The sequence below is a fragment of the Paraburkholderia sp. J11-2 genome, from assembly GCF_905220185.1.
GTDB lineage: Bacteria > Pseudomonadota > Gammaproteobacteria > Burkholderiales > Burkholderiaceae > Paraburkholderia.
The window spans coordinates 268,265-280,534 of sequence record NZ_CAJMYY010000001.1 but is presented as its reverse complement, the minus strand read 5'-3'; the positions used below and the strand labels follow the sequence as shown (position 1 = coordinate 280,534).

The window sequence follows — 12,270 nt, the reverse complement described above, 5'->3', positions numbered from 1 at the left end:
CGCGCGCCGTTCATCTTCTGAATGGCGCGCGTTTTTTTATTCATCAGACGTCGAGCAGCGTCCGCACGCGCCGCACCTTGTTTTCGTCGACAGGAGCGAGCCCCTTACCGTCAACGCGCACGCCGGAGCCGAAGTGAACCGCGCGCACCCGCGTCGCGCTCACGAAATCCGCCACGCGATCGACCGTAAGTCCTGCGCCCGCGAGCACCGTGCAATGCGTGTGCGCCGCACGCTGCACGAGCGTTTCGATCTGCGCCTGCGCATCGAGCACCGAAGGCTTGCCGCCCGAGGTGAGCACGTTCGTCACGGCTTCGAAACCAAGCAGCACGTCGAACGCTTCCTGCAGATCGCGCGCTTCGTCGAACGCGCGGTGAAACGTGAGCGGCATGCCATCGGCGGCGTCGATCGCGCGCTGCAAGCCGTCGCGATCCACTTCATGCGATGGCGTAAGCATGCCGATCACGACCGCATGCGCGCCCGCGAGCTTCGCGCCACGCACGTCGCGCAGCATCACCGCGTAATCGTTCGAATCGTAAACGAAGGAGCGGCTGTGCGGCCGCACGATCACGTTCACGGGAATCGTCACGGCCTCGACCACGGCTTCGATCATGCCGATGCTCGGCGTGAGGCCGCCCTCGCCCATGGCGGTAATGAGTTCGAGACGATCCGCGCCGCCGCGCGCGGCGGCTTGCGCGTCGGCGACCGTGGTCGCGATGACTTCCAGCACCACCCGTTCACGCTGTTGTGTGATTGGCATGTTTGCGCGCCATGTCGTGAAGAACACGACATGATCGCAGATGCACGCCTACTCGAACCAGTCGATATCGCCGCACAGCACGCACAGGCGATCGCCCACCTGCACCGCCATCGACAGCGTCAGACACGGGAGCGCCTCGTTGATCGACAGGTATGGTCCGGTCACGTGCACGCGCCCTGGTGTGATGAGCGCGCTGCGGAAGTATGGCCTGCGCAGCCAGCTCGCCCCTTGTGCGTCTTCCAGCGGCAAGAAGCGCGCGTCGCGCTCCGCGCGATCGACGCGCAGCACGACGTTGCGACCCGCCTGCCGGCCGTTCGAATCGAGCAGATAGCAGCGCGCCGCGTGATCGAGCGCGAGGAAGTTCCAGCACACCTCTTCCATCGGCTCGCCGTCCGAAAGGCGTTCTGCCGCGCGCTCGAATGCCCGCAGGTAAGGCGCGAGGCGACTGGTCTCGCCGCGCTCGCGCGTTTCGGTCTGCTGACGAAAGCGCTCCGTCGCTTCGGCGATCACGCCTTGCACCTGCGCGGCGTCGGTGAGCCCGGGCGCCGGCCGCGCGAAGAAAAAGCCCTGCACGAAGTCCGCGTTGCACGCGAGCGCGAGCTGCGCCTCGTGCTCCGTCTCCACTCCTTCGATCAGCACGAGCTTGCCCGCGTCGTGCAGCAGCGCCACGAGCGCGGGCAGTGTCGCGGCCATGTCGGCGCGATGCTGCGCGTGCATCAGCATGATGCGGTCGAGCTTGACGATGTCGGGGTTGAGCTGCCACACGCGGCCAATGTCGACGTTGCCCGCGCCGAAGTCGTCGAGCGCCACCAAAAAGCCGCGCTCGCGAAACGTCGCCACGGCCTGCGCGAGGGCCTCGAGGTCCGTCCCTTCATCTTCGAGCACTTCCAGCACCACACGCCGCGGCGCGATGTTCAGCCGCCGCAGGTTCGCAAGCAGCGCCGCCGAGTGATACGCCTCGATCAGCGTGCCCGGATGCACGTTGAGAAAAAGCCACTCGCGCTCCGCGCCCAGCAGCGCGAAGTTCTCCAGATGCAGCCCCTGGGCGAGCCGGTCCACCAGCAGCGCGTCGCCCACGCGCGCAGCGTCGCCGAACACGTCGAGCGGCGAAACCGGGCGGTCGAGTGGATCGTGCGCGCGCAGCAGCCCTTCGTAGCCCACCGCACGCATGTGCGAAAGGCTGAACACCGGCTGGAACACGCTCGTGAGCGTGAGGTCGCCGTGGTGTGCGCTGTAGCGCTGCAGCCCCGAAGTGACGCTGAGATCGAAACCGTGAGGGGCCACGGCCGTTTTGTCCTGTTGCTCTGTGATCATGCCATCCTCTAGCGCGTAGGAAGGACGCTGCCGTCCGCACAACCTTTGCACGGTCTGCGCGTTCCTCCGTAGCCTGCTTTTCATTGCGTCACAGGAGGGATCAAGCAAGGTCCGTGCTCGCTCGCACTGCGATCTGGCACGCATCGCGAAATACGTTTTAGCCGGTCGCGTGCGCAGCGATTGGGCACGCCATGCACCGTACGAAGCATCGCGGGGTGCACCGATATCGTGCGCCTTTCCACGCGCCTTTGCTTCGGTAGTGGCGCGCTCCAGCGGACAGATTGCCGCATTCCCGGCGCCTTGCCGCAGGCAAATGGAGGCTGGATGTGTGCCTCGCCACGCACACACTCTGCGCGCTTCGCGGCGGCTTACAGACGCGTCAGGCTACACTCTCCCTCGACCGGCCCGCCCCTCTGTAATGCGCGCCAGAACGCAGTGCCGTACCGCGCGCGAACGAAGAACACGGCTTCCCGCTTCGGCGCTCCTGCGCATCGTCCCGTTTTTGTCCCGTTTCGCCCCCGCCAAGTTTTTCGATGGACATCCTCTTCACCGTTCTCATTCTGCTGCTTGCTGTCGCCCTGTCCGGCGTCATCGCGCGCACCGTGCCCCTCAAGCTGCCGTTGCCGCTCGTGCAGATCGGCATTGGCGCGCTGCTCACGTTTCCGCTCGTGAATCCGCACGTCACGTTCGATCCCGACATCTTCATGGCGCTGTTCATTCCGCCGCTGCTGTTCGCCGACGGCTGGCGCATGCCCAAGCGCGAGTTCTTCATGCAGCGCCGCGCGATTCTCATGCTCGCGCTCGGCCTCGTGCTGCTGACGGTCGTTGCCGTAGGCTATTTCGTGCACTGGCTCGTGCCGCAGATCTCGCTGCCCGTCGCCTTCGCGCTCGCCGCCGTGCTCTCGCCCACCGACGCCGTGGCGCTCGCGGGCATTGCCGGCAAGGACCGGATTCCCTCGCAGCTCATGCACATCCTCGAAGGCGAAGCGCTGATGAACGACGCCTCGGGCCTCGTCGCGCTCAAGTTCGCCGTGGCGGCCGCGCTCACCGGCTATTTTTCGCTGCGCGCGGCGGCGCTGAGCTTCGTGCTGATCGCGGCGGGCGGTCTCGCACTGGGGGCGCTGATCGGCTGGCTCTTCAGCTTCGTTTCGGAGCGCTTTCTCAACGTGACCGAAGAAGGCGACCCCGCGCCCGGCGTCGTGCTGACCTTGCTCATTCCGTTCGCGGCGTATCTGTTCGCGGAGCACCTCGAAGTGTCCGGCGTGCTCGCGGCCGTATCCGCCGGCATGACGATGAACTACACGAGCGTCGCGCACAAAGGACCGGTGTCCACGCGCGTGCGCGCAACGAGCACGTGGTCGATGATCGAGTTCGTCTTCAACGGCATGGTGTTCACGCTGCTCGGCCTGCAGTTCCCGGGCATTCTCGGCAAGGCGCTGCTCGACGCGCACCACACGAGCAACGTGCAGATGCTGCGCCTCATCGGCTATATCGCCGCCGTGCTCGCGGCGCTCTACGCCATGCGCTTTGGCTGGGTGTGGCTGCTGCGCTGGGTGGCGAGCCGCGGTGCGGCGCGTCACGGCGTGGCGAACGCGGTGCCGGGGCTGCGCACCGTGGCGATCACCACGGTGGCGGGCGTGCGCGGCGCAGTCACGCTCGCGGGCGTGCTCTCGCTGCCCGTGGCGCTTGCCAACGGCAGTCCGCTGCCGGGGCGCGACAGCGCCATTTTCATCGCGACAGGCGTGATCCTCGCTTCGCTGCTGGTGGCGATCGTCGGCCTGCCGCTCTTGCTGCGCGGCGTGCGGCGCGGCGCGCAGGGGCCGCACGCGGCCGAGGAGCGCCAGGCGCGCATCCAGGCGGCGCAGGCGGGCATCCGCGCCGTGGACGCGGTGCACGAAAAGGTGAGCGAAGATCTCGACGAATCGCAGGCCACCTACGCCGCCGACACGACCGCGCGCGTGATGGACACCTACCGCCGGCGCCTCGCCTCGCTCGACGCCGACCGCGACCGCAGCGCGCACGCGCGCCGCTCGGACGCGCTGGAGCTGGAAATGCGCCTCGCGGGCATGCGCGCCGAACGCGCGACGCTGCTCAAGCTGCGCAACCAGATGCAGATCAACGACGAAACGCTGGCGAAGCTGATGCGCGAAGTCGATCTCTCGGAAACGGCGATGACGACGCGCGGACGCAATCGCAGCTAAGCGCGAGCCTGATGAGAGTGAGGAAAACGCGGCGCCGAGGACCGGCGCCGCATTAGCGGGGAATAGCGGTGAAGCTTAGACCGCCGCTTCCTGCGCCGGCTTGCGGCGCAGCAGAGCGTAGAGAATGATCGCACCGAACGTGGCGGTGCCGATGCCGCCGAGGCCAAAGCCGCCGAGCTTGAGCGAAAAGTCGCCCGCGCCGAGCACGAGCGTGACGGCGGCGACGATGAGGTTGCGGTTGTCCGAGAAGTCCACCTTGTTGACGACCCAGATGCGCGCGCCCGTCACGGCAATCAGACCGAACACGACGATCGAAACGCCGCCGAGCACCGGGCCCGGAATCGTCTGAATGACCGCGCCGAACTTCGGCGAGAAGCCGAGCACGAGCGCGATGACTGCGGCGATCACGAACACGAGCGTCGAGTAGATTTTCGTCACGGCCATCACGCCGATGTTTTCCGCGTAGGTCGTCACGCCCGTGCCGCCCGCGAAGCCCGAAACGATCGTGGCGAGGCCGTCGCCGATGAACGCGCGGCCCACGTAGCGGTCGAGGTTGTAGCCCGTCATGGCGGAAACGGCCTTGATGTGGCCGAGGTTTTCCGCCACCAGAATCACGGCGATCGGCACGAGCAGCGTCATGGCGTGCGGGTCGAACACGGGCGCGGTGAACTTCGGCATGCCGAACCAGGCGGCATTTGCGACGATCGAAAAGTCGATCGGCTTGCCGAGGCCCATGCCGTTCGTGATGATCGCGTAAATCACATAAGCGATCAGCAGGCCAACGAGAATCAGCAGGCGCTGCAGCATGCCGCGCGTGAACACGGCCACACCGCCCACGCAGAGCACGGTGACGATCGCCATCCACGAGTCGAAGGTCGAACTGCTCACGCCCTTCACGGCGATGGGCGCGAGATTGAGCCCGATCACGCAGACGATCGCGCCAGTCACCACGGGCGGCATGAGCGTTTCGATCCACTTGGTGCCGACCGCCGAAACGAGCAGGCCGATCAGCGTATACACCACGCCGCACGCGATGATGCCGCCGAGCGCCACGGGAATGTTGGGATTGGCGCCCTGCCCGCCGTAGCCCGTCACGGCGATCACGAGGCCGATGAACGCGAAGCTCGAACCGAGATAGCTCGGCACGCGGCCGCCCACCACCACGAAGAACAGCAGCGTGCCGACACCCGACATGAAGATGCACAGGTTCGGGTCGAAGCCCATGAGCAGCGGCGCGAGCACGGTCGAGCCGAACATGGCGACGACGTGCTGCACGCCCATGGCGAACATCTGCGGCCAGGCGAGGCGCTCGTCGGGGGCGACGACACCGCGGGTGTCACCCGTCTGCGCGCGCCAGCGGGGGAAATAGGAGTCGGACATGGGTTCCTCTTGTCGGCGTGATTTGCGGTTTTGGTTCTGGTTTTGATTGTTGGCGCCTCGAAGCAATGGCCGCCCTTGATGCAGATCAGGCGGGAGTGTACGGAGCCGCAATCCGCGTGGCAAGCCGGATGTCAGGCGTCCGAAACCATGCCGGCGTTCGCCGATACGAGGTCTTAAGTGAATGCCGAATGGAGTTTCAGACTCCTCCTATATTCGGGGCAGGATACGAGACCTAGACTTTCGTTGCTGCGTGACCCCATGACAGTTCATGCAGAGGTTGTAGGTTGTAAGTTGTAAACTCTCCGACTTCTCCGCTCTCGCTCCCCCGCTTGAGCGGTTTTTTTTTGCCCGCTCAATCTGAGTTCCTCTTTGCCCCACTTTGGCCGTTCGTGCGTTCAGGCGAATGCGGCTTGCGCCAACTCCCGCGCATAGTCGCGCACGTCCTCCGGCCAGGGTGCATTCGCCGCTTCGAAACGGCTTCGCTCGCCCGCGTAGAGCGCACGCAACGCCTCCTCATAATTCGGTAGATTGCCGGCCAGCGCGGTCATGAAGCGATGCGCGGCTTCCTGGGCCGCGCGCACGCGTTCGCGTGCCTCGCTCGCGTGGCGTGCCGAATCCACGAGTCGGCGCAACACCACGGAGGCGCCGCCGGGCTGCGCGCCGAGCCAGTCCCAATGACGCGGCAGCAGCGTCACCTCGCGAGCGACCACGCCAAGCTTCGGGCGGCCGCGGCCGCGCGGGGCGTCTTCCTGCGCTTCTTCGTCTACAGCATTCAGCGCCGCTGCGGCCTGCTCGCTGCTTGCCTGCGCGACGAGTCGCGCCTCGATCTCTCTTTTCGTGCCGCGCAGATCGAACTCCACCGGACGCGCGTCGCGGTCGTCGAAAACCAGCACTGCCGCACCGTTTTCGTTGCCTTCACGCTCGAGTTCCGCCTTGACCGCCAGCGCCACCTGAAGCGGCGCGCCCCGCGCAATCAGACGCGTGCCCGCAAATGCCGTGCAACTGTTCGCCACCACCATCGTTTTTCTCCTTCTTGATTTCCAATGATGGGCGAATATTACCCGGGTAAATTACGACGCGCAATATCATCCGGGTAAAATTTGATCGTGGTCAGCCGGTGCGGCCTTCGAGATCCGCGCCGCGCGCGTCGTTGGTCGCTGCCGGCAGCCATGCCGCTACGCGGTTGCGGCCCGAACGCTTGGCCGTGTAAAGCGCCGCGTCGGCGGCGTCGGTCAGCGCGCGCCAGTCTGCAAACCCGCTTTGCGTCGTGCACGCCACGCCCACGCTCACGGTCAGCACGCCGTTGGGGCTATCGGCGTGCGGCAGCGCCAGCGCCTCGATCGCGGCGCGCACCTTCTCGGCCAGCGCGAGCGCCTGGGCCTCGCCCGTTTCGGGCAGCAGCAGCACGAACTCCTCGCCGCCGTAGCGCGCAGCACAGTCCGCCGCGCGGCGTGCGTGCGCGCCGAGCGCATGCGCAACGGCTGCGAGCGCGTCGTCGCCCGCCAGGTGGCCGTAGCGGTCGTTGTAGCGCTTGAAGCGGTCCACATCGATCAGCACGAGCGCGAGCGGGCTGCCCGAGCGGCGTGCGCGCGCCCATTCGTGGTCCGCGCGGGTTTCGAAGGCGCGCCGGTTCGCGAGCGACGTGAGCGCATCGGTGCCCGCCTGCACGCGCAACTCCGCCTCCACCGCGCCACGCTGGCGCAACTGGCGCGTGAACATCAACGCGAGCGCGATCAACGAAACGTCCAGCACTGCCGTGAGCGTGCCGATGATCCAGGCGCGCACGCGCCATTCGCGGTAGATGTCGTCCGCCGCGACCGCCACGCTGAACACGAGCGGATAGCCTTCCACGCGTCGCAGCGCGAACCAGCGCCGCACGCCGTCTATCGGGCCGAGCGAGAAAAAACCGGTAGCCTGCGACCGCTGGAAACGCCGGAAGAGTTCGGATTCCGCAATGCTTTTGCCGATCAGTTGTGGATCGTACGGGCGGCGCATGAGCAGCGTGCCGTCTGCGAGCGTGAGCGCCACCGTGCCGTTCGTGCCAATGTTCACGCCACCGAACAGGTGCCGGAAATAATCGAGCCGCATCGTGCCGACCACGACGCCCGCGAACGAGCCGTCGGGGTTCGAGAGACGGCGGCTCATGCCAATCGTCGCGTTGGCGGGACCGTCGCGTGGAATGAACGGATGGCTCAGAAAGAGTCCCGCGTGCGGCGAGTCGCGCTGCGCGATGAAATAGTCGCGGTCGGCCACATTGAGCACGCGCGGCGGCACCGAGCGCGAATCGAAGACCACATCGCCCGCCGCGTTGGTGACGAAGATCGCACCGAGATTCTTTGCCGTGGCCGAGCGGTCGAACAGCACGTTCTGGCGAATGTCGGCGGGCAGCGCGGCGAGACGCGGATCGTCAATGGCGTCGATGACGGCTTGCAACGAAAGGTCGTAGACGTCGAAATTGCGCGCGGTGTCGCGCTCGAAAAGCAGTGCCATGTTGGAGGCGGACGCGCGGGCGCTCGCAAGCGCGTCGTGCCGCATTTGCGCCATGACCCACGCGGCGACCAGCGTCAGCACTGCGGCGAGCGCAATGCCGATGGCAAGCACGGCGTTCGGTCGGCGGATGATCATCTCGGGCCTTCGGGGGCTGGCCTTGCACGGGCGCCGGTTGCCAGGCGCTTGCCTGCGCCCGACCGCGGACGATGTCCGGCGCCCCGCGCGCCGGGGTGCAATCGAGTGTACAACGGCCGGCGGACGCATGCTGTGCGTATGCATTCATCCTCGCATGCCGCGTGATGCGTTGCTATGCGGGCAAGTCCGGTTGGGGGTGGTTGTTTGGGGCGGGGCTCGTTTTTTGCGCCCTATTCTCCTGAATAAAGTGTGTTTTCGAGAGGCGCATTGTTTTTGTTATTTTGGATTCCTCTGCTTTATGGCGAGACTCCGTATGAGCGTGTCATGCCGCGTGGTCAGTCGCCGCGCACGCCGACGATTGCGTGCGCCTCGATCCACGCGCGCCATTGACCACCGAAGTCGAAAGCCGGGTCGATGTCAAATGCCTCGGCAAGCGCCTTGTCGAGCGTGGCGCCGTCTTGCAGTGCGACGAACGCTGCGTGCGCGGCGTGCGTGTGCACGAGCACTGTAGGCCGCCATTGCGGCCGGACCACGAGCGCCCACGAGGGCACGTCCACACGCTCAGGCCATACGCCGTCCGGCTGATGCGCCCGCCAGATCGCCACGGCGTCGAAGCGCAAGGCGAGCGCAGCGCATGCCGGGTGCACCACGAGATGCGATTGCGCAAGACGCTCTGCGCCGAGCGCTTGCCATTGCTGCGCGTCGAGCGGCGCAGCATTCGCTGCATAGTTGGCCGTATGCAACGCCCATTCGAGTCGCGCGACATCGCCGAAATACGCGTAGCGCGCATCAGGCTCGTAACGCGTGATGAATTCAGGCAACTCCGCACCGAAGCGGTTCAGGTCCGCATCGCGCGAAGGATACGCGCGCGCGTACGCTAGCGCGAGTGCTTCGAAGTAGGTCTCGCCAGTTAGGGCCGCGAGGACTGGATAGGCGTTCGCGAGCGCAAGCCGCCGCGCCGCGCGAGCGTTGCCGCGATAAAGGCCCATGCGCTCGTGCAGCAGTGCTGCATCGGCGGGAAGCATCTCGTTGGCGAGCGCCGCATCGCCGTCGGGATCGTCCAACGCGGCGGCGAAGGTTTGCTGCATCGCTTCCAGTGTGTCGCGCGCGGTCATGAGCGCAACTCCTGCGCGATTTGTGCGTGCTTCGCGAACCGTTCGCGCGCGAGACGTGCCTCGTCGAGCAGCACTTCGAGCGACGGTACCGCCGTGTCCCACTCGATGAGTGTGGGCGTCGCGCCAAACAGTTCGAGCGCGGTCTCATACAGAGACCAGACCGCCGGCGCGACGCGCGAGCCGTGATCGTCGATCACGGCGGCAGGCGTTGCGCGATGCCCCGCCAGATGAATCTCGCCGACGATCTGCGGCGGCAGTGCGGCCATTGCCGCCAGTGCATCTTCACCGTGGTTGCATTGATTCACGTACAGATTGTTCACGTCGAGCAGCACGCCGCAGCCCGTGCGCTGCGCGAGCGCCGCAAGGAATTCAGCCTCGCTGCAGGTATCGCCGCGAAATCGTACGTAGGTCGAAACATTTTCGATCAGTACAGCGCGGCCCAGCGCGTCTTGCATCTGCGAGACGCGCGCGCTCAAGTGATCAAGTGAGACTTGCGTGAGCGGCATTGGCAGCAGATCGTGCAGCGCGCCTTGTGCGCTCGCGCCCCAGCATAGATGCTCGGACACCAAAGCGGGCTCGATGCGCGCCACCAACTGCGCAAGCCTCGCGAGATGCGCCACATCGAGCGGCGCAGCCGAGCCAAGTCCAAGCCCCACGCCGTGCAGGCTCACCGGCAAATCGCGCCGTACGGTTTCGAGCACATGCAGGTCGTAGCCGCCACCACCGAAGTAGTTCTCGCTGTGGACCTCGACCCAGTCGACGGCAGGCGGCCCCGCCATGAAGGCCTCGTAATGCGCGTGACGCAGGCCGATGCCCACGCCACTCAATGCGCCTCGCGCGCTCACGTTGCGCCCGCTTTTTGGCACACCCGCTCAGCCTCGAGGCTCATTTTTCCGGCGTGCCGCCCAGCTTCGCGCACGTGCCCTTCGGCATGGTCTTGAAGTCGCCCTTGTCGTGATCGACCTTGGCTTGGCCCGCGCAATCGTGCACGCCGGTCTTGCTCGAACAATCGTTCTGGCCGGCCTTAGCGACGCCGTAGCAATTCACGGTGTCGTCCGCGTGGGCCACGCCCGCACCGGCCGTCGCAAGACCCGCCAGCGCGGCGGCAATCAGTGCCTGGCGGCCGAGAGAGTTCTTCATTGCGTTTCTCCTTGAACTTCGAAATGGTTTCGCAGCAAGCAATTGGGATACGCAGCCGTCGCAACGCGCGGCCTCGCGCGCCCTATTTTGCCTCACCACGCGACGCCCGGCCCGGCCGAAGCGCCGCAGGCTCACGGAATTATTGCAGTTCAAGTAATGATGTTTGCTGGATTGCGGTGTTTTTCTTTGAAGTGCACTGCAATAAAGTCTCACCAACGATTCGAGCAACAAGATTGTTACGAACCGACCACATAATTTTCGGAGGTTGTTACCATGAAGAATCTGATTGCTGCTGCACTCGCCGCTACCGTCCTCGCCGCTCCGGCCCTGTCGTTCGCACAAGCCGAGCAAGCGCCCGTGACGCGCGCTCAAGTTCGCGCCGAACTGGTCCAGCTGGAAAAGGCCGGCTACCGTCCGAACCTGTCGAGCCCGTACTATCCGGAAGACCTGCAGGCTGCCGAGGCGCGCGTCGCCCAGCAGAACGGCGCAGCGCAAGCCACGGCTTACGGCGCATCGACGAACGGCAGCGTCCAGTCCGGCACCCGCGCCCCGAACATCAAGCCGACCTACTTCGGCCAGTAATCGCGGCGCACGCGTGGTGCCAGTGCACGACGCGTAGCTTCGCTTGGCGGGCCCGCTCTCCCAATTGAGAGAGAGCGGGCCCGCCGTTCATTTCTAAGCCGCGCGTGCAACGCGCCCGGCGGAAAGAGCGGCACGCCCACGAAAACCTCCGCCGCCGGAAATCCGGTGGCTTTGCCCGGACTGCGGTCCGGGCCTTTTTCCTCCTTCCCTCTCGCGTCGCATGCGGCCCGCTTTCCCAGCGCGGCCGCCCGGCTCAAAAGCCGTGGGTCACGAGCGAGAGCACGGAAAGATCGGGGTGCGTGCCGTCGATGATGCTGCGGCCCACGTGCACCGCCTCTTCGGTGGCGTCCTGCTCGCTGCGCCAGGTTTCGTCGCCGTCCGCGTGATAGGTGACCGTGTGGCCCGGCTTCGCGGGATTCGCGCCGGGATGGCACACGTAGGCCGTATAGGTGTAGCGGTTCGCGCCCTCTTCGGTTGGCGTGGCGCTGACGTGGATCTCGAAGCCTTCGTAGTCGACCTGATGCATCGCAAGCGGTTGAGCGCTCATGGTGACCTCCGGGTGCCGCGGGTGAGCGGCTGCGGGCTATCCGGCCGATGGGTGTGCAGCCGGGCGTTCGGTATTGGGAAGTTTAGGCGATGGGCCCCGGGCGGGTGGCCTACTATTGCAGGGCGATCCACCACCCTGGGAGCTTAGCCATGGCATCGAACACCGTCCGCCTGCACCGCGTGCTGCGCGCACCGCCCGAGCGCATCTATCGCGCGTTCCTCGACGCCAGCGCGGTCGTGAAATGGCTGCCGCCCAACGGCTTCACGTGCACCGTCCATGAACTCGACGCGAAAGTCGGCGGCCGTTACCGGATGTCGTTCAAGAATTTCACGGCCGGCCACGGTCATTCGTTCGGCGGCGAATATCTCGAACTCGTGCCGAACGAGCGATTGCGTTACACCGGCGTGTTCGAGGACGAGCACCTGACCGGCACCATGCAAACGACGGTGGAATTGCGCGCGGTGTTTTTCGGCGCGGAAATGACCGTCGTGCAGGAAGGCATACCGGAGATCATTCCGGTCGAGGCGTGTTATCTCGGCTGGCAGGAGTCGCTGGGGTTGCTTGCGAAGCTCGTTGAAGCCGAAATCAGCCAGTAAGTAGAAAGGGGCT

Annotated in this window: 12 protein-coding genes; 3 read left to right on the top strand and 9 right to left on the bottom strand. The window is 65.8% G+C overall.

The features are described from left to right. Positions 1-43 precede the first annotated feature (43 nt). Together U5A57_RS01275 and U5A57_RS01270 are read right to left on the bottom strand one after the other, a co-directional pair. Entirely contained in the window at positions 44-757 is a 714-nt protein-coding gene (locus tag U5A57_RS01275; RefSeq protein WP_321907479.1) for a copper homeostasis protein CutC, read from the bottom strand. Positions 758-805: 48 nt separating this feature from the next. Next, entirely contained in the window at positions 806-2,071 is a 1,266-nt protein-coding gene (locus tag U5A57_RS01270) for an EAL domain-containing protein (RefSeq protein ID WP_321907476.1), read from the bottom strand. Between the two features lie 533 nt (positions 2,072-2,604). Here U5A57_RS01270 and U5A57_RS01265 point away from each other — a divergent pair. After that, complete coding sequence (locus U5A57_RS01265) at positions 2,605-4,272, top strand: Na+/H+ antiporter (protein ID WP_321907473.1); 1,668 nt, start codon at positions 2,605-2,607, stop codon at positions 4,270-4,272. A 75-nt stretch (positions 4,273-4,347) separates the two neighbouring features. Here U5A57_RS01265 and U5A57_RS01260 read toward each other — a convergent pair whose 3' ends face one another. From U5A57_RS01260 to U5A57_RS01235, 6 genes are all read right to left on the bottom strand, one after another. Next, entirely contained in the window at positions 4,348-5,652 is a 1,305-nt protein-coding gene (locus U5A57_RS01260) for a solute carrier family 23 protein (protein ID WP_321907472.1), read from the bottom strand. A 395-nt stretch (positions 5,653-6,047) separates the two neighbouring features. Beyond that, complete coding sequence (locus U5A57_RS01255) at positions 6,048-6,671, bottom strand: DUF2239 family protein (RefSeq protein WP_321907470.1); 624 nt, start codon at positions 6,669-6,671, stop codon at positions 6,048-6,050. A gap of 91 nt (positions 6,672-6,762) precedes the next feature. Then, on the bottom strand, positions 6,763-8,277 hold the full coding sequence (locus U5A57_RS01250; RefSeq protein WP_321907469.1) for a sensor domain-containing diguanylate cyclase: 1,515 nt from the start codon (positions 8,275-8,277) through the stop codon (positions 6,763-6,765). A 335-nt stretch (positions 8,278-8,612) separates the two neighbouring features. Then, positions 8,613-9,392 carry a putative DNA-binding domain-containing protein gene (locus tag U5A57_RS01245; RefSeq protein WP_321907467.1) on the bottom strand — a complete coding sequence of 260 codons (780 nt, stop codon included), beginning with the start codon at positions 9,390-9,392 and terminating at the stop codon, positions 8,613-8,615. Beyond that, positions 9,389-10,258 carry a DUF692 domain-containing protein gene (locus tag U5A57_RS01240; RefSeq protein ID WP_321907465.1) on the bottom strand — a complete coding sequence of 290 codons (870 nt, stop codon included), beginning with the start codon at positions 10,256-10,258 and terminating at the stop codon, positions 9,389-9,391. Before U5A57_RS01240 ends, U5A57_RS01245 begins: the two co-directional genes overlap by 4 nt. 19 nt (positions 10,259-10,277) lie before the next feature. Beyond that, the gene (locus U5A57_RS01235; protein ID WP_321907464.1) at positions 10,278-10,532 is read right to left on the bottom strand and encodes a DUF2282 domain-containing protein; all 255 of its coding nucleotides are present in this window, start codon (positions 10,530-10,532) and stop codon (positions 10,278-10,280) included. A 273-nt stretch (positions 10,533-10,805) separates the two neighbouring features. Between U5A57_RS01235 and U5A57_RS01230 the strand changes: the two genes are divergently transcribed. Further along, the gene (locus U5A57_RS01230; RefSeq protein WP_233879016.1) at positions 10,806-11,114 is read left to right on the top strand and encodes a DUF4148 domain-containing protein; all 309 of its coding nucleotides are present in this window, start codon (positions 10,806-10,808) and stop codon (positions 11,112-11,114) included. Between the two features lie 253 nt (positions 11,115-11,367). Here U5A57_RS01230 and U5A57_RS01225 read toward each other — a convergent pair whose 3' ends face one another. Further along, positions 11,368-11,661, bottom strand: coding sequence for a hypothetical protein (locus U5A57_RS01225; protein WP_158756737.1), 294 nt, complete (start codon positions 11,659-11,661; stop codon positions 11,368-11,370). A gap of 149 nt (positions 11,662-11,810) precedes the next feature. Here U5A57_RS01225 and U5A57_RS01220 point away from each other — a divergent pair, with 149 nt between their 5' ends. After that, entirely contained in the window at positions 11,811-12,257 is a 447-nt protein-coding gene (locus U5A57_RS01220; RefSeq protein ID WP_158756736.1) for an SRPBCC family protein, read from the top strand. Positions 12,258-12,270 lie beyond the last annotated feature (13 nt).

Coding starts and splice junctions, on each gene's coding strand:
- U5A57_RS01275 (WP_321907479.1), bottom strand. CDS start 757: ATGCCAATCACACAACAGCGTGAACGGGTGGTGCTGGAAGTCATCGCG.
- U5A57_RS01270 (WP_321907476.1), bottom strand. CDS start 2,071: ATGATCACAGAGCAACAGGACAAAACGGCCGTGGCCCCTCACGGTTTC.
- U5A57_RS01265 (WP_321907473.1), top strand. CDS start 2,605: ATGGACATCCTCTTCACCGTTCTCATTCTGCTGCTTGCTGTCGCCCTG.
- U5A57_RS01260 (WP_321907472.1), bottom strand. CDS start 5,652: ATGTCCGACTCCTATTTCCCCCGCTGGCGCGCGCAGACGGGTGACACC.
- U5A57_RS01255 (WP_321907470.1), bottom strand. CDS start 6,671: ATGGTGGTGGCGAACAGTTGCACGGCATTTGCGGGCACGCGTCTGATT.
- U5A57_RS01250 (WP_321907469.1), bottom strand. CDS start 8,277: ATGATCATCCGCCGACCGAACGCCGTGCTTGCCATCGGCATTGCGCTC.
- U5A57_RS01245 (WP_321907467.1), bottom strand. CDS start 9,392: ATGACCGCGCGCGACACACTGGAAGCGATGCAGCAAACCTTCGCCGCC.
- U5A57_RS01235 (WP_321907464.1), bottom strand. CDS start 10,532: ATGAAGAACTCTCTCGGCCGCCAGGCACTGATTGCCGCCGCGCTGGCG.
- U5A57_RS01230 (WP_233879016.1), top strand. CDS start 10,806: ATGAAGAATCTGATTGCTGCTGCACTCGCCGCTACCGTCCTCGCCGCT.
- U5A57_RS01225 (WP_158756737.1), bottom strand. CDS start 11,661: ATGAGCGCTCAACCGCTTGCGATGCATCAGGTCGACTACGAAGGCTTC.
- U5A57_RS01220 (WP_158756736.1), top strand. CDS start 11,811: ATGGCATCGAACACCGTCCGCCTGCACCGCGTGCTGCGCGCACCGCCC.